This is a genomic window from Streptomyces sp. NBC_00388, from assembly GCF_036061255.1.
Taxonomy (GTDB): Bacteria; Actinomycetota; Actinomycetes; order Streptomycetales; family Streptomycetaceae; genus Streptomyces.
In genome coordinates this window covers 5,226,887-5,248,906 of the sequence record NZ_CP107948.1, presented here as the reverse complement: position 1 = coordinate 5,248,906, position 22,020 = coordinate 5,226,887, and the positions used below count along the sequence as shown (strand labels likewise).

Below are 22,020 nucleotides of genomic sequence, written 5' to 3'. Positions count from 1 at the left end.
CGCGGTGAGATGACTCATAGCGGGATATCGGGGCAGGTCGGCCCGGTCCCCGGAACAGGTCCATCCTTCGAGACGCGCCCCGGAACGGCACGGGGCTGACCGGAGATCCTCCGGCGGAAGGTGCCTTTGCCAGCAGATGGTCCGGTCGTGCCGTACCGGCCAAGTGGAGAACGGGGGTGACCCGTTACCCGATTTTGACATGAGCAGCGACCTGTTTGGACCAGTGCGGCTGGCAAGATGCCGTCATCCACACAGCGCCGTGGCACCGGAACACCGGGTGCCGCGGCTCCAGCATTCAGCTGTCTCTGATCCGCCGGAGGACCACCACCATGACCGCACGCCCCACTCGCCGCACGACCGCAGTGAAGTCCCGGACAGCCGCGGTCGGCGCGATCGCGGTCGCCGGCGCGCTGCTGCTGTCCGCCTGCGGCGACCAGACCAAGAACGACAGCGCCGGCACGTCCGCCGCGCCGCTCGCACACCTGCTGCCGCAGGCCGTCCGGGCCAAGGGCACCATCAAGGTGGGTTCCGACATCGCGTACGCCCCCGTCGAGTTCAAGGACAAGACCGGCAAGGTCGCCGGAATCGACCCCGACCTCGGCGCGGCGCTGGGCAAGCAGCTGGGCGTGAAGTTCCAGTTCGAGAACGGCACCTTCGACACCCTGGTCACCGGTCTGCGCGCCAAGCGCTACGACATCGCGATGTCGGCGATGACCGACACCAAGGACCGGCAGAACGGCATCGCGGACGGCAAGAAGGTCGGCGAGGGCGTCGACTTCGTCGACTACTACTCCGCCGGTGTGTCGATCTACACGCAGAAGGGCAAGGACGAGGGCATCAAGACCTGGTCCGACCTGTGCGGCAAGACGATCGTCATGGAGCGCGGCACGGTCTCCCACGACCTCGCCAAGGCGCAGGCGAAGAAGTGCCCGGCCGGCAAGAAGCTGACCATCCAGCCCTTCGACGACGACCAGCAGGCCCAGACCCGGCTGCGGTCCGGTGGCGCCGACGCCGGTTCGGCCGACTCCCCCATCGCCGCGTACGCGGTGAAGACCTCGGGCGGCGGCAAGGACTTCCAGATCGTCGGCCCGACGGTCGAGGCCGCCCCGTACGGCATCGCGGTCGCCAAGCACAACGACCAGCTCACCAAGGCCATCCAGCAGGCCATGGACGCGATCATCAAGAACGGCACGTACGACAAGGTCCTCGCCAAGTGGGGCGCCGAGCAGGGTGCGGTCACCTCGGCCAAGCTCAACGGCGGATCCTGACCGGACGCCGGCGCTGAGAGGTATCACCTATGACTGCTGACATGGAAAAGGCGGGCGCGGTCGACGCGCCGCCCACCGCCGGGCCGCAGGCCATCAAGGCCATACCGGTACGGCACTTCGGGCGCTACGTCGCCGCGGTCGTCGCCGTGGCCCTGCTCGCCTCGATCGTCTACGCCTTCTCCCAGGGCAAGATCAACTGGGGGGCCATCCCGGACTTCTTCTTCGACCACCGGATCATCCACGGGGTGGGCCAGACCCTGCTGCTCACCGTGCTCTCCATGGTGATCGGCGTGGTCGGGGGCATCGTCCTCGCGGTGATGCGGCTGTCCAAGAATCCGGTGACCGCGTCGATCTCGTGGTTCTACATCTGGTTCTTCCGGGGCACTCCGGTCCTCGTCCAGCTGATGGTCTGGTTCAACCTGGGCCTGGTCTTCCAGTACATCAACCTCGGTCCGATCTACAAGGACTACTGGTCGAGCTTCATGACGCCGCTGCTGACGGCGCTGCTCGGGCTCGGTCTCAACGAGGCCGCGTACATGGCGGAGATCTGCCGGGCCGGGCTGCTCGCGGTCGACGAGGGCCAGACCGAGGCGGCGCAGGCGCTCGGTATGAGCCACGCGAAGACGCTGCGGCGGATCGTGGTCCCGCAGGCGATGCGGGTCATCGTGCCCCCCACGGGCAACGAGGTCATCAACATGCTCAAGACCACCTCGCTGGTGGCCGCCGTGCAGTTCTACGAACTGCTCAGGACGGCCCAGGACATCGGACAGACATCCGGGGCCGCGGTCGAGATGCTGTTCCTGGCCGCCGCCTGGTATCTGGTGCTCACGACCATCTTCTCGATCGGTCAGTTCTATCTGGAGCGCTACTACGCGCGCGGCTCCAGCCGCAGCCTGCCGCTGACCCCGCTCCAGCGGGTCAGGGCGAATCTGGCTTCCTTCAGCAACCGCTCGGGGGTGTCCGCATGACCGCGATGGTGAAGGCCGAGGGCGTCCACAAGTCCTTCGGAGCGACTCAGGTACTCAAGGGGATCGATCTTGAGGTCGCCCCGCGTGAGGTGTTCTGCCTCATCGGCCCCTCGGGCTCCGGAAAGTCGACGTTCCTGCGGTGCATCAACCACCTGGAGAAGGTCAACGCCGGACGGCTGTACGTCGACGGGGACCTGGTCGGCTACCGCCAGAAGGGCGAGAAGCTCTATGAGCTGAAGGACAGCGAAGTCGCCCTGAAGCGCCGGGACATCGGCATGGTCTTCCAGCGCTTCAACCTCTTCCCCCACATGACGGCCATCGAGAACGTCATGGAGGCGCCGGTCCAGGTGCGCGGTGAGGCCAGGGCCGTCGCCCGCGCCCGCGCCGAGCGGCTGCTCGACCGGGTGGGGCTCTCCGACAAGGCGGGCAACTATCCGACCCAGCTCTCGGGCGGCCAGCAGCAGCGGGTGGCGATCGCCCGTGCGCTGGCGATGGAGCCGAAGCTGATGCTCTTCGACGAGCCGACGTCGGCGCTCGACCCGGAACTGGTGGGCGACGTCCTGGACGTGATGCGCGGCCTCGCCGAGGACGGCATGACGATGATCGTCGTCACCCACGAGATGGGCTTCGCCCGTGAGGTGGGCGACGCGCTGGTGTTCATGGACGACGGCGTGGTGGTCGAGTCGGGCCATCCGCGGGACGTCCTGACGGCCCCGCAGCACGAGCGGACCAAGTCGTTCCTGTCGAAGGTGCTGTGAGCGGGCGCACGAGGCAGCCGTGAGAGGGGGTACGGGCCGGCGAGGCCCGTACCCCCTTCGCGCTGCGGACTCCCGGCGCACTACTTCACCGCGAGCACCAGAGTGTCCGAGGGCGAGGCCCAGACGGTCCTGGCCTCGGCGAAGCCCGCCGCGCGGAGGGTGTCCGCGTGCCACCGCGCGGACGGCATGTCCCCGTCGGCGTGCTCCCCGTAGATCCGGTACCGCTCGGCGGTCGGCCCTGCGAGGACCGGGTCATCGGCCGCGAGGGCCCACCAGTCCGCCCAGTCCAGGGCGCCCGCGGCCCTGGCCCGGTCCATGGCTGCGTGCCGGTGGGCGCGCTCGGCCGCGTTGATCCGCGGGGTCCCTTCGTCGATCATGTGGTCGGCGTTCATGAAGACGCCGCCGTTCACGACGAGGGAGCCGAGCTGTCCGTAGAGCGCGGCGAGCGGCTCGGTGTGCAGCCAGTGCAGCGCGGTCGCGGTGAGCACCGCGTCGTACTCCCGGTGCGGCAGGAGGCCGGTCCAGCCGGGATCCTTCAGATCGGCGGTCACGAAACGGGCCCGTTCGTCGCCGGCGAAGCAGCCCTCGGCGATGGCGAGCAGCGCCGGGTCCAGGTCGACACCCGTGCTGGTGGCTCCGGGGAACCGCTTGAGCAGCCGATCCGTGATACTTCCCGTACCGCATGCGAGATCAAGTACCCGGGGCGCGGACCCCACCAGCGCCTCGACCATGTCCAGCATGACCCGGAAACGTTCCTCGCGGTCGGGCATGTACCACTCCTGCTGGCGGTCCCAGCTCTCCTGCCAGGCCCACCAGTCCGTACCTGCCGCCGACTCCGACTCCGTCACTGCCGCCTCCACCGATGCCGATTCCGCCGCCGCGAACCGTCCGTACCGTCCGCAATATCCGCGTAAGTAATACCCTCGAAGGATGAGCAGCCATTACGGCCGCACGCCCGTCGACACTAGACCGCCTCCGTAAGGACTACAAGTGGAACTGGCCTATTACTCGGACTACGCCGTGCGCCTGGTGAACACCGAGGAGCCGGCCCGCAACAAGGACTCACTCACCTCGGTCGACGCGGTGCGCGAGCTCTTCGGCGCGAACGCGTCCGCGGCGCGGCGTGCCACGGACGCCGACGTCACCCGCTTCCGCTCGGTACGGAGCAGACTGCGCGCCGTCTTCACGGCGGCGGACGAAGGGGACGAGACCCTGGCGGTCGACCTGCTGAACTCACTGCTGCTGGAGTTCCCCGTCTCGCCGCAGATCTCCGGCCACGACCACCGGGACGACGACGACCGGCCGCTGTGGCACATGCACCTGGCCGACCACCCGTCCAATGCGACGTCCGGCTACGCGGCCATCGCCTCCATGGGGCTCGCCTTCCATCTCACGGAGTACGGGGTGGACCGGCTCGGTCTGTGCGAGGCGGCGCCGTGCCGCAACGCCTATCTCGACACATCGACAAACCGCTCGCGGCGCTACTGCTCGGACCGCTGCGCGACCCGCGCCAACGTGGCCGCCTACCGTGCGCGCAAGCGCCTGGAGACGTCGCGGTCCGCGAACACGGGTCGCACCGCCGAGGCCAGCCAGGAGAGCACCACCCCGGCCGAGCGCTGACGCCCCCGGGTGATGGGCCGGTACCGGGCCCGCACCCGGCCGAGGAGCAGCTCATCGGGAACGGTGCCGAACGCGCGGCTGTCCACCCCTTCGGAGTGGGCGTTGTCCCCCAGCACCCACCAGCCGGCCTCACGCCGCTCGACCAGCCGTTTCACGATCAGCAGGTCCTGCTGCAGCGGATGACGGAGCACAGCCACATCCCCCGGCCTGAACTCGGCGCCGTAGTGCACCAGTAGCTGGTCCCCGTGGAGCAGAGTGGGCAGCATAGACGGCCCCGTCACCTCTGCCACACCCAACGGAGCCCGCGTCTCGCGCGCCTGATCCGTCATCCGGCCCTCCCGGTCCGATCGTCCACCCGTCCCATATTGACCCTGGACTTTTGTCCTAAGCCCCAGGGGGCACTCGCGAAAAGGGGCTACTCACGGAGTAATGTCCCACCCGAGAAGACGATCACGAGGAAGGACAGCTCCATGCTTTCCCGCCTGTTTGCCCCCAAGGTGAAGGTCAGCGCCCACTGCGACCTCCCCTGCGGCGTGTACGACCCGGCCCAGGCCCGTATCGAGGCCGAGTCGGTCAAGGCCGTTCAGGAGAAGTACCAGGCCAACGAGGACCCGCACTTCCGGGCCCGCGTCACGGTCATCAAGGAAGAGCGCGCGGAGCTCGCGAAGCACCACGTCTCGGTGCTCTGGAGCGACTACTTCAAGCCCCCGCACTTCGAGAAGTACCCCGAGCTCCACCAGCTCGTCAACGACGCCCTCAAGGCGCTGTCGGCGGCCAAGGGCTCGACGGACCCGGCCACGGGCCAGAAGGCGCTGGACTACATCGCCCAGATCGACAAGATCTTCTGGGAGACCAAGAAGGCTTGATCTCCGGTTGGGCCGCCTGACCTGCGTTTTCGCCGGTCACGTCGCCTACCTCTCCGCACCCGGCCCGCAGGCCGCCGAGAACGGCGTCCCTGACGGACCGGGTGCGGTCTTCTTTTTCCGTCCGCGGTCGCGCACGGGTCCGCCGGGTGACGTGTGCGGCGTTACGACGGGTCGGCCCTCCGGCAGGACCGAGCCGGCGGGTCAGGAGGCGGCCGGTTCGACCTGGATGTCGACGGCGTCGTCGACCGGGTCCTTGACGCGCCAGATCTTCAGGACCTTGATCCGGACGCCGTAGTCGGTGAGCGTGTCGCCCTGCTTCACCGTGTGGAAGTGCGCCTTGGCGGTGTCACCGTCGAGAAGCACATCGATCCGGGCGGTGCGCGGCGCCGTACCGTCGTCACGCTTGAGCAGCCCCAGCCCCGCCCTGGTGCCGTCGGTGAGCGTGACCCCGCCGGTGGGGTCGGAAGGATTACCGACCCGTATCACGGTGAGACGCTGGACGCCCGCAGCGTGGGAACCCAGCGGCGGTGGCCGGTCCGTGCCGTCGTCGTGCCCGCCGGGGGCCCTGAGTACAACGACAGCCACGACGGCGACGGCGGCGAGCAGGACTGCCGCCGACCCGAGCCACAGGGCACGGCGGGGGCGGATGGCGGTCACTGCGGGAGCCCCCGGTCGACGGTGAAGGCGATGTGGCCGTCTCGGGTACCGGGGACCACCTCGGTGAAGACGAGGACATGTGCGCCGGTCCTGACTTCGTCGCCGGGCCTGACATCCCGGATCTCACCGTAGCCGGAGCCGCGGTCGACGATGTTCACGCGGGCGAACGGGTCCTCCGGGTCGGTGCTGGTCCGCACGATGCCCAGGGTGAGGTCGCCGTGGCTGAACTGGCTGCGCCGGCCGAGGCGGAAGAGCTCGGGCATGCGGTCAGACTCCCGTCTTGGTGAGGCCGATTTCGTCGAAGTTCTTGCGGTACTCGTCCTGGGTCAGGGTGATCTCCTGCGGCATGACCCTGCCATTCTCCACACCACCGCTGCCCCACGGATTGAGCAGCGTGATGGTGGGCGGATCGGCGTTCATGTCGACCCGCTCGACGGAGTACTCGTGTCCGCTGACGATACGGTCGTCATGGACGTCACCGTCGCCCCTGGTGCCGGAGGTCACGGCCTGACCGTCGTTGATCTTCTCGTCGATGTCGGCCAACGAAAGGTCACCGGTGTCCGTTCGCTGCGTGGGCTGCCCGGTGAGGTCACGCAGGCCGACATCGCCCCAGCCTCCGTCGATCTTCCCGTAGCCGCCGCGGAACTGCGCGTACGCCTTCTCGTAGACGGCCACCCACATGACCTGATCGGGGGCTTTCGCGTAGGCCGGGCCGCCGTCGGAACCCACGGGAAGCTTGTTGTCGACGGTGATCTCGACGGGCTGCGCCGGCATGCCGGGGAGCGGACCCTGCTGGTAGAAGGTGACCGTGTAGGTCCCGTTCGGGTTCTGCGTGATGTGCTGCTGGAAGAAGGACGGGTCCCGCTCCGATATAGCCGCGAGCGACGAGAGGAACCAGCAGTCACCGTCCTGTCCCTGGTGCAGGTCGTGCTTGATGTCCACGCCGTTCGGGCCGAAGAGGGCGCCGTCCACGGGCTGGTAGGTGAGCCCGTCGGTGTACTGGGTGTCGGGGTCGGGCTGGAACTGCAGATTCGACAGCACCGGAGTGATCTTCGCCAGCGTGGCGGGGCCGAGGCCCTTCGTCAGCATGTTGACCCACTGGGCCTTGACGCTGCCGTCGGCCCCGCCCGCACCCCACCACGAAGAGCCCTCACCCAACTGGCCGTTGAGCTCCTGCACCTGCTTCGGGGTCATACGGCTCATCACCGCATCGAGCTCGGCCGGTGACAGAGACCTGAACTTGTCCAGCACCTCCTCAGCGCCCTGTGCGGAGTTGGACCACAGGAAGCCGCCGGAGTCGTCGATGTGGTCGTCGAAGTACGACAACGCGTCATCGATCTTCTTCTGGTCCGGCACCGGCTCGTCGTCGAAGTACAGGCCTGGGTCGACGTGGTAGCCCTTGAGCTCCAGCTGCTGTATGCCGTCGATCTGGGCGCAGCGCCGGGTCAACGAGTCCGATGTGTCGTCGAGTTCGGGGTGCAGTGAGGCCGGCAGGCCCGAGTAGAACATCGGTATGACCTGGCCGACGAGTGGTTCGAGCAGGGGGCTGGTGGTGGCGGGCTTGCCGTCGAGGAGGCCCTGCGCCTCCCTGAGGACGCTCGCCACATCACCGTGGAGTCTGCGGGCCCCCGGTCCGATCTTCTTCATATCGCCGGCCATGGCGCGTATCTGTGCGCTGTCGAAACCGCGGAAGGCCATCAGTGGTGCCCTCCGGGCTTCTTGGCCGCCTGTTTCGTCGCCTCGTCCTCGATCCTTCCGGCCTCGGACTCCCAGCGCGCCACGTCCCGCAGCAGATCACCGGCCATGTCGCGCAGATGACTCTGCCGCTGCCCCAGCGTCAGCGTGGTGTCCTCCGCATAGGGGCCGGTCCAGATGGGCGGCGCAGCGGTTGCCTGTTTCACCGTCTTGTCCAGGTACGGTCCGAGAGTCCCTGCCAGCCCGCGCGCACGGCGGGCGCAGTCCCTGAGTTTCCTGGCCCGTTCCTTCATCTGCTGAACCGTCTCGGCCTGCGCTTTCTGGTTCCCCACCGTTCCCCCGTGTCTCGTCCGGCACCCCACGACAGTGGCTGGATTGTACGGTGCACCGGCATTCGGCGGAGGTACGGCGCCGGGCGCCGCCCACCCCCCTCCGCTGTCGTGGCCGACGGTGAAGGACGCCCTTCCGTGACCGGCAGTCATGTCCCGGGCACGGATGCCCCCTTCGACCCGGCCGCCCCGCCCGGGCACGCGCAGCCGCGGCCCGCGGCAGGGTGGGGGCAGCACCTCAGATGTCGAGGAAGCGGACGTCTCCGGCGTTGCGCTGGATGAAGGAGCGGCGCGCTTCGACGTCCTCGCCCATCAGGACGGCGAACAGGTCGTCCGCCACCGCCGCGTCGTCGAGGGTGACCTGCCCCAGGACACGGTGATCGATGTCCATGGTGGTGACGCGCAGTTCCTCCGCGTTCATCTCGCCCAGGCCCTTGAAGCGCTGGATGGAGTCGTCCCTGACGCGGCGGCCCTCCCGCAGGCCGCGCTCGACGAGCAGGTCGCGCTCCCGGTCGGAGTAGGAGTACTCCACGTGGTCCCGGCCCCACTTGAGCTTGTAGAGCGGGGGCCGGGACAGGTACACGTGTCCGTGCTCGATCAGGGGGCGAAGGAAGCGGAACAGGAACGTCAGCAGCAGGGTGTTGATGTGCTGACCGTCGACATCGGCGTCCGCCATCAGGATGATCTTGTGATAGCGCAGCTTCCCGATGTCGAAGTCCTCATGGACCCCGGTACCGAAGGCCGAGATCAGCGCCTGGATCTCCTGGTTGTGCAGGATCTTGTCGATCCGCGCCTTCTCGACGTTGAGGATCTTGCCCCGGATCGGCAGGATCGCCTGGAACTCCGGATTGCGGCCGGATTTCGCCGAGCCGCCGGCGGAGTCGCCCTCGACGATGAAGATCTCACTCGTCGCCGGATCGCTGGACCGGCAGTCCGACAGCTTTCCCGGCAGTGCGGCGGACTCCAGCAGACCCTTGCGGCGGGTCAGATCGCGCGCCTTGCGGGCCGCGATGCGGGCGGTGGCCGCCTGGATCGCCTTGCGGACGATGCCGGCCGCCTCCTGGGGATGGCGGTCGCACCAGTCCGTGAGGTGTTCGTGCACCACCTTCTGCACGAAGGCCTTCGCCTCCGTGTTGCCCAGCTTGGTCTTCGTCTGGCCCTCGAACTGCGGCTCGCCCAGCTTCACCGAGATGATCGCCGTCAGACCCTCGCGGATGTCCTCGCCCGAGAGGTTGTCGTCCTTATCCCTCAGCAGCTTCCGCTCCCGCGCATAGCGGTTGACGACGGTGGTCAGCGCCGCACGGAAGCCCTCCTCATGGGTACCGCCCTCGTGGGTGTGCACGGAGTTGGCGTACGAGTAGACGCTGTCGGAGAACTGGCTGTTCCACTGCAGCGCGACCTCCACCGACAGCCGCCGCCCGCCGTCCTCGGCGGCGAGGGACACGACGGTCGGGTGGACCGGCTCGCCCTTACGGGCGTTGAGGTGGGAGACGTAGTCGGTGATCCCCCCGTCGTAGCGGTAGACGACCGTCCTTGCCTGCCGGCCCTCCCCGGTGCCCGGTCCGGCCTCGTCGGCCGCGGCCGTAGCGCGGGCGGACGGGCGTTCGTCGGCGAGGGTGAGGGTGAGCCCCCTGTTGAGGAACGCCATCTCCTGGAAGCGCCGGGACAGCGTCTCGAAGGAGTACACGGTGGTCTCGAAGATGCCGCCGTCCGCCCAGAACGTCAGCGACGTGCCCGTGGACGCGGTGGCCTCGTGGCGGACGAGCGGCGCGGTGGGCACCCCGTTCCGGTACTCCTGGGTCCACCGGTGACCGTCGGTCCGGATCTCCGCCGACAGCCGGGTCGACAGCGCGTTGACCACCGACAGGCCCACCCCGTGCAGCCCGCCGGAGACCGCGTACCCGCTGCCCCCGAACTTCCCGCCGGCGTGCAGCGTGGTCAGCACGAGCTCCACGGCCGGTTTCCGCTCCACCGGGTGCATCCCCACCGGGATGCCCCGCCCGTTGTCCACCACACGTACGCCGCCGTCGGCCAGGATCGTCACCTCGATCCGGTCGGCGACGCCGGCCAGCGCCTCGTCGACCGAGTTGTCCACGATCTCCTGCACCAGGTGGTGCAGGCCCCGCTCCCCTGTCGTACCGATGTACATGCCGGGCCGCTTGCGCACCGCGTCGAGTCCGTCCAGCACGGTGATCGCGCTCGCGTCGTACGCGGCAACGCCTGCGAGGCCGGAGCCAGGGGTCCCCGGTGAGCCGGAAGGGGCGGGGTCGGAGGCCTGGGAAGCGGATGCGGCAGGGGCGGGAAGACCGGAATCGGTCACGGTTGCTCTCTTTTCTGGCACGACAAGCCGCGCTCCCGCGCAGGGCGGCGGAAGCGGACTGATCACTCGGCGGATGACGGACCGCGGGCATGGCGAAGGGACCGGCGGCCCGGATGTTCCGGATCTCACCACGACCCGAAGACAGCGCCCATCCTACCGAGCCACCACCTCCCAGCCGGGCCCACAAGACCCCTGCGTGCCCCCGTGACGCCCCGGCGCCCCGTCACCCCATCCCCCCTGCGTCACGAGCCGATCAGGGCCGCAGAGGTGCCGTCAGGGTCCCTGTGGATACGGCGCCGCACGCCGTTGAAGAGGGTTTTTTACCGCCTGCCCGACCGGCCGGCCCGTCGTCGCTGCCGCTGCCGCTGCGTCATGACCGTGCGGGCCCGAGCAGGTCCCGGCGCAGAGCGGCGACCGTACGGTCGCCGATGCCCAGCCGGTCGGTGGCGTAGCCGTGCACGGAGCCGTACCGCTCCTTGAGGGCGGCGATGAAGAGGCGCATCACCTCTCCGGGGGCGCGGCCGTAGCCGGGCCAGATCGCCCCACGGTCGGGGTGTTCCGCCCGCCAGTCGGACAGGAGACGTTCGGTGGCGAGCCCGGTGAGGGCGAAGTCGTCGATGATGTCGGGCTCCGGCACCCCCAGGAGCGCCAGCATCAGCGCTGCGAGCAGGCCGGTGCGGTCCTTCCCCGAGGTGCAGTGGAAGACAGCGGGGCGGCCCCCGGCTGCGGCGATCACCTCGACGGCCTGCCGCAGCTCCCCTGCGCCGTCGTGGGCTACCTCAAGGTACCGCTCGGCGAGGTAGGGCCCGGCCTCGACCTCCGGGCCGAGACCCGGCTGGTCGTAGGGCCGGTGCTCGACGCTGAGGTGGTGATAGGCGAACGACGGGTGCTCCGGGACACGGCCCTTCGTGTCGATCTCCCAGGAGTACCGCAGATCGATGACGGTGCCGACGTCCAGCGCGAGGAACCGCTCCCAGTCCGAGCCCCCGAGCTTGCCCAGCGAGTCGGCACGAAACAGCCGCCCGGGGAGAACCGTTCGGCCGTCCTCTGCCGAATAGCCGCCCAGGTCACGGAAGTTGTGCAGCCGGTCGAAAGGCAGGTGTCTGTCCATAGCGCGGCAGCCTAGTGAGACGGACCCCGGACCGGCGGACGGCCCGGCCGCGGCCGTCGCTGCCCGGAACGGCGAGTGGTGCGGCCCCGGTCGCGAGCGACGCGCTGCTCCGGGACGCCCGGGGCCTGTGCCCCGAGCGGGCCCCCCGCCCCGTCTCACCCGTGGAGTTGCCGGTCGGCGGGGCCGACCGCGAACCGGGTGAAGCGGACCCGCAGCCCCGCCCGCTGCGGTGAGCAGCAGAACGGTCCCGCAAGGGCCTTCGCTCCCGGGTCGAGCGGTGCCAGCCGGATCATCCGCCACGGCTCACCACCGGCGCGGGCCCGCACCGTCACGGCGTCCCCCGCGCGGCTGACCCGGACCGTGACGGGGCGGCCCGCCCACTCCGGGACCGGGGCCATGGACCAGTCCGACACCCCGCGGGTGGCCACCGCGCCCACATGCGGTGCGCCGTCCGTCATCTCGACGCCTGCCTTGATCCAGTTCTCCTCGTCGGTGCGGACCAGGACGCCCGCCTGGTCGTAGAGCGTGTCGAAGTCGGCCAGGAAGGTCACCTCCACCGCGGACCCCGCGCTCAGCTCGGTCAGCAGGGCATGCCCGTCGTCACGGACGAAGCCGTAACCGGTCGTCCGCCAGAAGTCGGTGTTCTCGCGGGTGGTCACGACCAGTTCCGCGCCGTCGGTCGCGGCGTGCGCGGGCGGGTTGAGCCAGTCGGCGTCCGACCAGCCGAGTGCGTATCCGTTCTGCCAGGGAATCACCTGGGTGACGGCTTCCACCGGGAGCGGTCCGTAGAGGTGGGGGAACGCGTCGGCGCCGGGCGCGGGGACCTCGTAGCGCAGCGGTACGGAGAGCCGGTCGCTGTCGATGACGAGGACGACCAGGTCACCATGGCCCTCCCCTGCTCCGCCGCCCTTCCCGCCTCCGTAGAGGAAGGTGGCGACCGCGACCAGCTGTCCGCGCAGGGAGCAGTGGATGAACCCCTCCTCCTGGAGGGTGCGGCCGCGGGTCGACATCTCGTACGTGCCGGCCGCGCGGGCCGCCTCCCACAGGGAACGCTCAGTGATGTGCAGCAGTTCGGTCATGAGCCAACGCTATGCGTCACACGGCTCAGGCCCGGCCCGGAAATCCCTGCCCGCGGTCGCCCTGCCCCCGGTCGCCCTGTCCCGGCACGCCGTGTGCCGGGCCGGCGGGCTTCGCGGTCTCGGTGAGCAGGCCGTGTTCGGCGAAGACCTTCCTGGCCACAGCGGTGGCGTTGAGCGCCTTGGGCATCCCGCAGTAGACCGCGGAGTGCAGCAGCGCCTCCACGATCTCCTCCGCGCTGAGGCCGACCCTGAGTGCGGCATTGATGTGGACGTCGAGCTGCGGTTCGCAGCCGCCGAGCGCGGTGAGCATGCCGAGGGTCACCAACTGCCGGTCGCGCAGGGCCAGCTGGGGCCTGGAGTAGATGTCGCCGAACGCCCAGGCGACGATGTGGTGCCCCAGGTCGGGCGAGATGTCGGCGAGTGAGTCGATGACCTGCCGGCCGCCCTCGCCGACGACGCGGTCGAGCATCCCCATCCCCCGCTGCAAACGGTCCTGCCGGGTCTCGGCGACGGTGTCGGACGAGAGATCCGTGACGCCCTCCGGGGTGGCCGGATCGCTTGTGGTTCTCATAGCTGCTCCGTTCCGGGCCGCCCCTCGGGTGTGGAGCGGCCGTACAAAGTGACCGTACGAGGTGGCCGTACGAAGTGACCGTACGGGCTGCCCGTACAAGGTGGTTGAACGTTCGCCGTTCTCTGGGAAGACGGTAAGTGCTGGGCCCGGTAAGGGAACCCGCCGGGACCCGGCGGACCGTACGGCAATCTCGCGGCGGGTTCCTGAGCGGCAGGGCAGGCCCGGCTCACGGCGGCCGGCAGCGATCGGCGTACTTCGCGTGCCCACCGGCGCCGGGGCCCGCGGCCCCGCGCCGCGGCTAGGGTGCGGGGATGGGCGGACGGTGGTGGGCGTGCGGCGCGGCGGTGGTGACGGTCGCGGCGGGGCTGGGCGTACGCGCCCTGGCCGACGGGGCGTTCGCCAAGTACGCGGGGGACGCCCTCTATACGGTCCTGGTGTTCCTGGTGGTGCTGATCGTCGCACCACGTCTGCGGGCCGCACCGGCTGCCGGGATCGCCCTCGGCTTCAGCTGGGCCGTGGAGTTCCTCCAGATCGCCGGGGTGCCCGCTCCGCTGCGACCGGTGCTCGGCTCCACGTTCAACGCACCGGACCTGCTCTGGTACGCCGTCGGGGCGGGGTTCTGCTGGGCGGCGGCCGTCCGCAGGGCCAGGTGAAGGGAACGGACGGCGCCACCGCACCGGCCGCCCCGTCCACCGGCCACAGGGCGGAGAGGGAGCGCGGCCGTCAGTCCGCGCTGTGGTGGGCGGAGAACATGTCCACCAGCCCCTTGGGGGCGTCGTCGCTGAAGCAGACCAGGAGATTGGCCGCGGACTCCGCGGCGGACGATTCCGCGCGGCGGAACATGGCCTGTTCGTACCCGGCCAGCGCGGTCTCGGTGTCACCGCGGTGGGCGGCCAGCGCCACGCCCAGGTCGGCGCCGTCGATCATGGCCAGGTTGGCACCCTCTCCGGCCAGAGGGGACATCACATGCGCGGCATCGCCCAGCAGGGTCACGCCGGGCACCCGGTCCCAGCGATGGCCCACCGGCAGCGCGTGGACGAGGCGCGGCACCAGAGGGCCCTCGGCGTCGGCCACCAGCGCGCGCAGGCTGTCGTCCCAGTCCTCGAACTGCCGCAGCACGGCGGCCTTGGCGCCCTGGACATCGGTGAAGTCGATGGTGGAGGCCCACTCCTGGGGAACGGTCAGGGTGGCGTAGACGTGCAGGCTGCCGTCGGACTCGCGGTGGCCCAGGAACCCCTTGCGGTCACCGAGGGCGAAGAGCATGCCGCCGCCGACCACCACGGCGGAAGCCGGGTGGCGGGTCGCGGCGTCCGGCAGATCCGCCTCCACCATGCTGATCCCGGTGTACGCGGGCACAGCCGGTGACAGCAGCGGACGGACCTTCGACCAGGCGCCGTCCGCTCCGACCAGGAGGTCGGCAGTGAAGGTGGTGCCGTCGGTCAGGGTCACCTCATGGCGGCCGTCGGCCAGGGTGCGGGCCCCGGCTGCCCTGGCCCCCCAGCGCACGGCCCCCTCGGGCAGCGAGTCGAGCAGCAGGTCGCGCAGGTGGCCGCGGTCGACCTCGGGGCGGGTGTTGCCCGAGTGTTCGTCCTCCTCGTCCAGGTGGACCACGGCGTGCTTGTCGAGGACCCGCATGGCCTCTCCGCCGGGCAGGACGAGGGCGCGGAAGCCCTCCAGCAGTCCGGCGGCGCGCAGGGCCACCTGGCCGGAGTCCTCGTGGATGTCGAGCATGCCGCCCTGGCCGCGGACGTCGCGGGAGGCCTCCAGGTCGTAGACGGCGGCGGACACGCCGTTGACGTGGAGGACGCGGGCCAGGGTCAGGCCGCCGAGGCCGGCTCCGACGATCGCGACGGCGTGGTGGGGGGTGCTCATGGCGCTTCTCCTTACGAGGGGGCGGCGGGCCGGCCGGTGCGGTCAGCGCTGCGGGGGCGGGCTCACGCCGGGACGGGACGCGGTCGCCGGCGCCGGAGTGTGGGCGACACCGTTGATCAGGACCTGGAAGCCCCAGGAGAGGCGTTCGCCCGGTGCTCCGGAGATCAGCTGCCCGGCCAGGGCCGCGATCCGCGGATGGGTCTGTCCGTCGGCGGTGTGCACGGCGTGGGCCAGCGCGTCCCACTCGTCCTGGGAGTCGATGGCCTGGTCGCGGGTCGACTGCTCGGCGGCGGTCGCGGTGGCGTGCTGCATCAGCACATCCACCCCCCAGGCCGCCTGGCCGTCGGGCACGCCGCCCTCTTCCAGAAATCCCAGCAGGGACTCGATCAGGTTCAGGTAGTGGGGGCCGCTGGGCCGGGACACCAGCGCGGAGCGCGCCAGTCCGGGGTGGGCGAAGAGGATCACCGTGTAGGCGGTCAGCAGCTGTTCCAGCCGCGTGCGCCAGGGGCCGTCGGGAGGCTGCGGCACTGAGCCCAGGAGTTCGTCGAGGATCGCCGCGTGCAGCTCAGCGGTGTTGCTGACGTAGACGTAGAGCGAGGCCGGGCCGGTGTCGAGATCCTGCGCCAGGCGGCGCATGGTGACCTTCCCCAGACCGTCGGCCCGCATGATCCCCATGGCGGCAGCCACGATCCCGTCCCTGGTCAGAGCCGGTTTGGCGGGCCGCTCACGGCGGCTGCGAGGTGCGGAACGAGGAGGCATGCCCCCACCGTAACGAACCCGTCCGTCAGGAACAAGTACGTGACGAACGACATCGTGGCGAGCGCGTTCGTGAAGAACAGCATCGTCACGAACGCGCACGTACCGAACGTGCACGTAACGAACATGTTCGCTACGGTGAGATCCCGGCCCCCACCGCACCGTCCGTCCGGACGGCGCGGGACGGCGCGGGCCGGAATACGGACCGAGATACGGAGATGATCACCATGACTACCGAAACCGCACCGCCCACCCCGCGCGCCCCGGGCATCGCGGCCCTCTCCAGGGCGGCCTTCTGGCTGACCCTGGCGCTGGTCCTGCTGGCCGACGCGCTCGACATGATCGATTCCACCGTCACCAACATCGCCGCGCCCACGATCGTGCACGAGATCGGCGGCGGCGAGGCCCTGATCAAATGGCTCGGCTCGGCCTACGCACTGGCCATGGGCGTCCTGCTGGTCATAGGGGGGCGCCTGGGCGACAGACTCGGCCGGCGCCGTCTCTTCCTGATCGGCATGACCGGCTTCACCGCCGCCTCCGCCGTCGCCGGCCTCGCCCCCGACCCGGCCCTGCTGATCGTCGCCCGGGTACTCCAGGGGGCCTTCGGCGCCCTCCTGATACCGCAGGGTATGGCCATCATGACCCGCACCTTCAGCCGCGAGCAGATGGCCAAGGCGTTCAACCTCTTCGGCCCCCTCCTCGGTGTGGCCACGATCGGCGGCCCGGTCCTGGCCGGCTTCCTCATCGACGCGGACGTGGCCGGCCTGTCCTGGCGCCCGGTCTTCCTGATCAACCTGGTCCTCGGCACCCTCGGCGTCCTCGCCGCCGCCCGGCTCCTGCCCCGCGACACCGGCGACCGCTCCCTCACCGTGGACGGCGTCGGTTCAGGACTGCTGGCGGTGACCATGTTCGGCCTGCTGTTCGGCCTCATCGAGGGCTCCACCGGCGGATGGGGCATCCTGCCCGGTGCATCCCTCCTGCTCGGGATGGCCGCCCTGGCCCTGTTCGCACGCCGCCAGCGGACCGCCGCCGACCCGCTGATCAGGCCCAGCCTGTTCAAGAACCGCGGATTCACCTCCGGCACCGTCGTCGGCCTGCTCTACTTCGCGGTCACCAGCGGGCTCCTCTACGTCATCTCGCTGTTCCTGCAGCAGGCGCTGCACGCCACCCCCGGTGACACCGCCCTGGCGCTGCTTCCGCTGACCCTGGGCATCATCGTGGCGGCCTTCGCCGGAATGGGCGGCCTGACCCGGAAGCTGGGCCGCAACCTCGTCGCGCTCGGCATGCTCCTCACCCTCGCGGGCGGCGGCTGGCTGCTGGCCCTGGTCCTGGCCGAGGGCACCGGCGTGAGCCTCTGGTCCCTGTCACCAGCCGTCTTCGTCACCGGCCTGGGCATGGGCGCGTGCTTCGGCACCATCTTCGATATCGCCCTCGGCGACATCTCCCCCGAGGAGGCCGGCAGCGCAAGCGGCTCCCTGACCGCCGTCCAGCAACTCGCCAACGGCATCGGGTCCGCCACCGTCACCACCGTCTACTTCCACGCAGGAGCGCCCGCCCACGCCATGACCGTCAGCCTCGTCGTCGTCCTCGCCATCACCGCAGCCTGTCTGCCCGCCCTGCGCCTGCTGCCCCGCAAGGCTCCCGAGGAAGGCACCCACGGCTGACGTGCCCACCCGGGGACCCGGTGTCCGCGTGCGCGGCAGGACGGTGCCCGTCCGGGCCCGCCGGAGGAGCGGGAAGCGGAGGCTGCGGCGACTCGGACCCGGAGCGGGATGCGAGATGCGGGATGCGGGATGCGGGATGCGGACAGACTCCTCCTCCCCGGCACTCGACACCGAGTACCGGGGAGGCCGTCCGGTGAACCGGGGTGCCCACCGCCGCCGCGGGCGGCGGGCTACACGGCGGCCGGGAAGGGCGCCTGCAGGGTGGACCCGGGCGGGAGCTGCTCCTGGATCAGGGCGACCGCCGCACCGAAGTCGCCCTGGTCGTTGCCCGATACGTAGCTCGTGCCGCCGTAGTGCAGCGTGACGCCGAGATCGGTGGCCGGCCGGCGCAGGGCCAGCAGACAGCTCAGCGTGGCCTGCTGCGCCGTACTGTCCCCGGCGACGACCGGGAGCGGCATGTCCCACTCCAGGACACAGTCGCTCAACGGCCCGGCCCCCTCCGGCGCGTCGTCGCCCACCGGCGCGAACGTGTCGAACGAAGCTCCGGCGTAGTCGACTCCCCTGATCCGGGTGCGGAGTTGACGCTCTACTGCGCTGATCACTAGGGCATCTGATCCATGGCTGTCCCGGTACCAGCCGGCCCATGACTGTGGTGTCATGAGCGCGACTGTAGCGCTGCCACCAGCCCTGCGTCACCAAGAGTGATCAAGTCCGGAATTACTGGTTCCTGGTGCGCTTCGCGCCGGGCGCCCCATTCCTGACGTCCCGAAAGGTACCCGTCCGGCCGTCGGGACCCCGGCCGAACGTGCCGAGGCCACCGACGTGCGCACGTACGAGTGACCGGCCGGGCCCCGAACGGGTGAGCCGCACACGGCCCGCCCCCGGACTCGCAGACGGCCGGACGCAACCCCACTGCTCAACCCCACTGCTCCCAGCCCCTGTTCGACACCCTGCTCAGCGGCGCGGCTCACGCCACATGGGCCACATCTGCGGGCCGTCGGGCAGCTGGACCGCGGTGCCCATGAACGCGAACCCGAGCCGCTCGTACAACCCGCGGCTGCGCGCACTGCTCGCCTCCAGATACGCCGGGACCCCGTCGCGGTCGCAGCGCTCCAGTACCGGGGCCATCAGCGCGCTTCCCAGGCCCTCACCCTGGCGTTCCGGGGCCACCCCGATCATCAGCAGGTAGGCGTGCGCCCGGTCATGCGGATGGATCCGGCCCATCAACCGCCCTACCAGTTCTGCCCGTTCGTTCTCCGGATCGGCGGCCTCCCGCATCCGGGCCGGGGTGTCGTCCTTCCCCTCCGGCACCCCGGCGGGGATGTCGAGCCAGAGCGCCATCGCCGTGTGGTCCTCGGCCAGGTCCACCCGGCCCTCGGCGAGGGCCACATCGATGAACACCCCGAGGAACTTGCCGTGCACGTCCTTGCGGTGGGCCTCGTCGGGAAACACCCAGGTGCTCACCGGATCCTGCATGAAGGCCTCGTCGAGCAGCCGCACGAGCACCTCTCGGTCGGCTTCGCCCGCCTGTCGTATCGCCACGCCCATGGTCCGGTCCCTCTCTCACGTTCACATCGCTCGGTCCGGTGGATGATCCACCGATAACTCGCAGACGTGATCCTAGAGTTGACCCTGCAGGACCGGGCCATGGGCAGTACCGTCAGCGACTGCGCCGCGTCACGTACTCCGCGAGGGAGAGCAGACCGCCTGCCGCCGCGAGGTCGGGGACCGCCCGCGAGAGATGGCCCACGGCTCTGGCCATCCGGTCGGCCGCCTCGGTCTGCGCCCAGTCACGGCCGCCCGCCCGGTCGACCGCGTCGGCGGCCCGCCTGATGCCGTCCGCGTCGAGCGGCCCCGCGTACAGCTCGGCCAGCTCCGCCGCCGCCGGTGTGCCCGAGCCCAGCGCGGCCACCACCGGCAGGGACTTCTTGTGGGCGGCGAGGTCCGCACCGGCCGGTTTACCGGTGTGGGACGGCTCGCCCCAGATGCCGATCAGGTCGTCGATCAGCTGGAAGGCGAGCCCGGCCTCCCGGCCGAACGCGTCCATGGCTGCCGCGGCCTCAGGACCGGCGCCCGAGTAGAGCGCGCCCATCGCACAGGCGCAGCCGAGCAGCGCCCCGGTCTTGGCCTCGGCCATGGTGAGGCATTCGTCGAGCGAGACCTCCGCGCGGGTCTCGAAGGCGCAGTCCGCCTGCTGGCCCGCGCAGAGCTCGATGACGCAGGCCGCAAGCCGCCCTGCCGCCCCCTTCGCCGCGGGGTGCGGATCCTCGGCGAGCAGTCGCAGAGCCAGCGCCTGCATCGCGTCCCCGGCGATGATCGCATCGGGTATGCCGAAGACGGTCCACGCGGTCGCCCGGTGTCTGCGCGTGGCGTCCCGGTCGATGACGTCGTCGTGGAGCAGGGTGAAATTGTGCACCAACTCCACGGCGGTGGCTGCCCGTACGGCCTGCCCCATCTCGCCGCCCAGAGCCTGGACAGCGGCGAGGACAAGCGCGGGTCTGATCGCTTTGCCCGCCTGCCCGGCGGCCGGCGAGCCGTCCGCGTGCTCCCAGCCGAAGTGGTACTTCCCGATGTTCCGCATGGGCCCGGGCAGGGACTCCAGCGCGGAGCGGAGTTCCGGGTCGACGACGGTGCGGGTCTGTTCCAGGAGCGCCGCGGCCTCGTGCCCCTCGGTCGCGGCGCTCGTTCTCGTCATGGTCATGTTCGCTTCCTCTGCAGCGTGCGTACGGCGCGGTCGCCACGGGGCGCCGGGGACGCACCGGTCCCGGCGGCGGAGTGACCGCCGCCGTCCGGGCCGGTGCGTCCGGGCGTCACCTCACCGCCAGCGGCTGACTTCGACGTTCTCCAGCACTCCGAGGGCGTCCGGCACCAGCACCGCCGCGGAGTAGTAGGCCGTGACCAGGTAGGAGATGATCGCCTGCTCGTCGATCCCCATGAAACGGACCGAGAGGCTCGGCTCGATCTCGTCGGGGATGCCGCTCTGCTGGAGCCCGATGACGCCCTGCTCGGCCTCGCCGGTCCTCATGCAGATGATCGACGTGGTGCGGGCGTCGCTGACCGGGATCTTGTTGGACGGGAAGATCGGCACTCCCCACCAGGCCGGCACGTGGTGGCCCCCGACATCGACACTCTCGGGCACGAGTCCGCGCCTGTTGCACTCACGTCCGAAGGCGGCGATGGCCTTCGGGTGGGCGAGGAAGAGCTTGGATCCGCGCCGTCGCGACAGCAGCTCGTCCATGTCGTCCGGGCTGGGCACTCCGTCGTGCGGCTGCAGCCGCTGTCCGTAGTCGCAGTTGTTGAGCAGACCGAACTCGCGGTTGTTGATCAGCTCGTGCTCCTGGCGCTCCCGCAGCGCCTCGACCGTGAGCCGCAACTGGTGCTCGGTCTGGTTCATCGGCTGGTTGTACAGGTCGGCGACCCTGCTGTGGACCTTCAGGACGGTCTGCGCGACGCTCAGCTCGTACTCACGGGGAGCACCGTCGTAATCGACGAAGGTGTGCGGGACGACCGCCTCACCGACATGACCGGCGGAGAGGTCGATCTCCGCTTCACCGTATTTGTTGGTGCGCTGCGCCGGCAGCGCCGCCAGTGACGCGAGATGCTCACGCAGCGAATCCGCGCGCTCCGCCAGGTTCAGCACGTCCGACCTGGTCAGTTCGAGCACGACGCACGAGGTCGTGGCACGTGCCGTGTAGTCCCAGGTGGCACCCTCCTCCAGCAGTGCCTGGTCACCGAAGTAGGCCCCGTCTGCCAGCGAGCCGAGTGCGGTCTCGTCGCCGTAGGGCCCGGTGCCGACCTTCTGGACCCTGCCGTGGGCCAGCAGGAACACCCGGTCCGCCGTGTCACCGGCGGTGGCCAGCACCTCGCCCTCCGCGAACTGGCGCTGGGTGCAGCGCTGCGCCAGCTCTGCCAGGGCAGCCTCGTCCTCGTAACCCCGCAGTGCGGGCAGCTCGCCGAGCTCGGCCGGGATGACCTGGACCCGGTCCCCGGTCTGCACGAACGTCACCCGACCGTCGCCGACCGAGTAGCTCAGCCGCCGGTTGACCCGGTACGTACCACCCTGTACCTGGACCCACGGGAGCATCTTCAGCAGCCACCGTGAGGTGATCTCCTGCATCTGGGGCGCGGACTTGGTGGTCGTTGCGAGGTTCCGCGCAGCTGCCGTCCCCAGACTCTGCTGCGGCGGTGCCTGCGTGTCACGAACCTCTTCACCAACGGACATCTGACGTCCTCTCGCTCATCGACTGACCTGCCTGAAGAGCCTTTCAGGGCAGGGTGAAGGAGCGCCATTACACAAAAGAGTGTGACTAATAGGCCTTTGGACTGGGCACGCTGTCGCTCGTTGTCGATCACGGTCAGAAGTTGCATCGTTTTGCGCGTTACGGACGGAGTACCGGGCCGCCGCGCCGGAGCCACCCGCTCCAGCCCGCACCTGTCGCCTCCGCACCGGACCGCTGCCCCGGGGCGGCCGGGGGCGGACAATGGA

General features: G+C 70.1%; 22 protein-coding genes and 2 pseudogenes. 7 read left to right on the top strand and 17 right to left on the bottom strand.

Features of this window, described 5'->3' with window-relative positions; translation table 11 throughout:
* The first annotated feature begins 329 nt into the window (after window positions 1–329).
* The 3 genes from OG917_RS23560 to OG917_RS23550 are packed head-to-tail and all read left to right on the top strand — an operon-like array spanning window position 330 to window position 2,994.
* On the top strand, window positions 330–1,268 hold the full coding sequence (locus OG917_RS23560) for an ABC transporter substrate-binding protein (protein ID WP_328319602.1): 939 nt from the start codon (window positions 330–332) through the stop codon (window positions 1,266–1,268).
* A gap of 29 nt (window positions 1,269–1,297) precedes the next feature.
* Window positions 1,298–2,236 (top strand): amino acid ABC transporter permease, encoded by a 939-nt coding sequence (locus tag OG917_RS23555; RefSeq protein WP_328319601.1) that lies wholly within the window; start codon window positions 1,298–1,300, stop codon window positions 2,234–2,236.
* Window positions 2,233–2,994: an amino acid ABC transporter ATP-binding protein gene (locus tag OG917_RS23550; RefSeq protein WP_328319600.1), complete on the top strand. Its 762-nt coding sequence runs from the start codon at window positions 2,233–2,235 to the stop codon at window positions 2,992–2,994. Before OG917_RS23555 ends, OG917_RS23550 begins: the two co-directional genes overlap by 4 nt.
* A gap of 80 nt (window positions 2,995–3,074) precedes the next feature.
* On the opposite strand, the gene OG917_RS23545 is transcribed toward OG917_RS23550, so the two are convergent.
* Window positions 3,075–3,764 (bottom strand): class I SAM-dependent methyltransferase, encoded by a 690-nt coding sequence (locus OG917_RS23545; RefSeq protein ID WP_328322116.1) that lies wholly within the window; start codon window positions 3,762–3,764, stop codon window positions 3,075–3,077.
* Window positions 3,765–3,984: 220 nt separating this feature from the next.
* On the opposite strand from OG917_RS23545, the gene OG917_RS23540 reads away from it, so the two are divergent.
* Window positions 3,985–4,614, top strand: a complete 630-nt coding sequence (locus tag OG917_RS23540; protein WP_328319599.1) for a CGNR zinc finger domain-containing protein — start codon at window positions 3,985–3,987, stop codon at window positions 4,612–4,614.
* Here the strand turns inward: OG917_RS23540 and sodX are convergent.
* Window positions 4,518–4,943: a nickel-type superoxide dismutase maturation protease gene (gene sodX, locus OG917_RS23535; RefSeq protein ID WP_328319597.1), complete on the bottom strand. Its 426-nt coding sequence runs from the start codon at window positions 4,941–4,943 to the stop codon at window positions 4,518–4,520. The genes OG917_RS23540 and sodX overlap by 97 nt on opposite strands.
* Before the next feature lie 141 nt (window positions 4,944–5,084).
* On the opposite strand from sodX, the gene sodN reads away from it, so the two are divergent.
* On the top strand, window positions 5,085–5,480 hold the full coding sequence (gene sodN, locus OG917_RS23530; RefSeq protein WP_328319596.1) for a superoxide dismutase, Ni: 396 nt from the start codon (window positions 5,085–5,087) through the stop codon (window positions 5,478–5,480).
* Window positions 5,481–5,681: 201 nt separating this feature from the next.
* Here sodN and OG917_RS23525 read toward each other — a convergent pair whose 3' ends face one another.
* The 9 genes and pseudogenes from OG917_RS23525 to OG917_RS23485 all read right to left on the bottom strand — a co-directional run bounded on the left by OG917_RS23525 (window position 5,682) and on the right by OG917_RS23485 (window position 13,146).
* Window positions 5,682–6,137: a hypothetical protein gene (locus tag OG917_RS23525; protein WP_328319595.1), complete on the bottom strand. Its 456-nt coding sequence runs from the start codon at window positions 6,135–6,137 to the stop codon at window positions 5,682–5,684.
* Window positions 6,134–6,400, bottom strand: a complete 267-nt coding sequence (locus OG917_RS23520) for a hypothetical protein (protein ID WP_328319594.1) — start codon at window positions 6,398–6,400, stop codon at window positions 6,134–6,136. The genes OG917_RS23525 and OG917_RS23520 overlap by 4 nt, the downstream gene beginning before the upstream one ends.
* A gap of 4 nt (window positions 6,401–6,404) precedes the next feature.
* Complete coding sequence (locus tag OG917_RS23515; RefSeq protein ID WP_328319593.1) at window positions 6,405–7,835, bottom strand: C2 family cysteine protease; 1,431 nt, start codon at window positions 7,833–7,835, stop codon at window positions 6,405–6,407.
* On the bottom strand, window positions 7,835–8,164 hold the full coding sequence (locus OG917_RS23510; RefSeq protein WP_328319592.1) for a hypothetical protein: 330 nt from the start codon (window positions 8,162–8,164) through the stop codon (window positions 7,835–7,837). Before OG917_RS23510 ends, OG917_RS23515 begins: the two co-directional genes overlap by 1 nt.
* Before the next feature lie 235 nt (window positions 8,165–8,399).
* Complete coding sequence (gyrB, locus tag OG917_RS23505; protein WP_328319591.1) at window positions 8,400–10,481, bottom strand: DNA topoisomerase (ATP-hydrolyzing) subunit B; 2,082 nt, start codon at window positions 10,479–10,481, stop codon at window positions 8,400–8,402.
* Between the two features lie 370 nt (window positions 10,482–10,851).
* Window positions 10,852–11,592, bottom strand: a complete 741-nt coding sequence (locus tag OG917_RS23500; protein WP_328319590.1) for a tyrosine-protein phosphatase — start codon at window positions 11,590–11,592, stop codon at window positions 10,852–10,854.
* A gap of 155 nt (window positions 11,593–11,747) precedes the next feature.
* Window positions 11,748–12,287 (bottom strand): annotated as a pseudogene (locus tag OG917_RS23495) (DUF1349 domain-containing protein); the annotation flags it as partial.
* Window positions 12,288–12,332: 45 nt separating this feature from the next.
* Window positions 12,333–12,671: pseudogene (locus OG917_RS23490) on the bottom strand (DUF952 domain-containing protein); the annotation flags it as partial.
* A gap of 25 nt (window positions 12,672–12,696) precedes the next feature.
* On the bottom strand, window positions 12,697–13,146 hold the full coding sequence (locus tag OG917_RS23485; protein WP_328322112.1) for a carboxymuconolactone decarboxylase family protein: 450 nt from the start codon (window positions 13,144–13,146) through the stop codon (window positions 12,697–12,699).
* 407 nt (window positions 13,147–13,553) lie between these two features.
* On the opposite strand from OG917_RS23485, the gene OG917_RS23480 reads away from it, so the two are divergent.
* On the top strand, window positions 13,554–13,895 hold the full coding sequence (locus tag OG917_RS23480; RefSeq protein WP_328319589.1) for a DUF2809 domain-containing protein: 342 nt from the start codon (window positions 13,554–13,556) through the stop codon (window positions 13,893–13,895).
* 70 nt (window positions 13,896–13,965) lie between these two features.
* On the opposite strand, the gene OG917_RS23475 is transcribed toward OG917_RS23480, so the two are convergent.
* A complete protein-coding gene (locus tag OG917_RS23475) occupies window positions 13,966–15,114 on the bottom strand; it encodes an FAD-dependent oxidoreductase (protein ID WP_328319588.1) in 1,149 nt (382 codons plus the stop codon).
* Between the two features lie 42 nt (window positions 15,115–15,156).
* A complete protein-coding gene (locus tag OG917_RS23470) occupies window positions 15,157–15,873 on the bottom strand; it encodes a TetR/AcrR family transcriptional regulator C-terminal domain-containing protein (protein WP_328319587.1) in 717 nt (238 codons plus the stop codon).
* Window positions 15,874–16,097: 224 nt separating this feature from the next.
* On the opposite strand from OG917_RS23470, the gene OG917_RS23465 reads away from it, so the two are divergent.
* Window positions 16,098–17,534, top strand: a complete 1,437-nt coding sequence (locus tag OG917_RS23465) for an MFS transporter (protein ID WP_328319586.1) — start codon at window positions 16,098–16,100, stop codon at window positions 17,532–17,534.
* Between the two features lie 230 nt (window positions 17,535–17,764).
* Here the strand turns inward: OG917_RS23465 and OG917_RS23460 are convergent, their stop codons facing one another.
* The 4 genes from OG917_RS23460 to OG917_RS23445 all read right to left on the bottom strand — a co-directional run bounded on the left by OG917_RS23460 (window position 17,765) and on the right by OG917_RS23445 (window position 21,756).
* Entirely contained in the window at window positions 17,765–18,193 is a 429-nt protein-coding gene (locus OG917_RS23460; RefSeq protein WP_328319585.1) for a DUF6304 family protein, read from the bottom strand.
* A gap of 295 nt (window positions 18,194–18,488) precedes the next feature.
* Window positions 18,489–19,082, bottom strand: coding sequence for a GNAT family N-acetyltransferase (locus OG917_RS23455; RefSeq protein WP_328319584.1), 594 nt, complete (start codon window positions 19,080–19,082; stop codon window positions 18,489–18,491).
* 112 nt (window positions 19,083–19,194) lie between these two features.
* Complete coding sequence (locus tag OG917_RS23450) at window positions 19,195–20,229, bottom strand: family 2 encapsulin nanocompartment cargo protein polyprenyl transferase (RefSeq protein WP_328322110.1); 1,035 nt, start codon at window positions 20,227–20,229, stop codon at window positions 19,195–19,197.
* Window positions 20,230–20,349: 120 nt separating this feature from the next.
* Window positions 20,350–21,756, bottom strand: a complete 1,407-nt coding sequence (locus tag OG917_RS23445) for a family 2B encapsulin nanocompartment shell protein (protein WP_328319583.1) — start codon at window positions 21,754–21,756, stop codon at window positions 20,350–20,352.
* Window positions 21,757–22,020 lie beyond the last annotated feature (264 nt).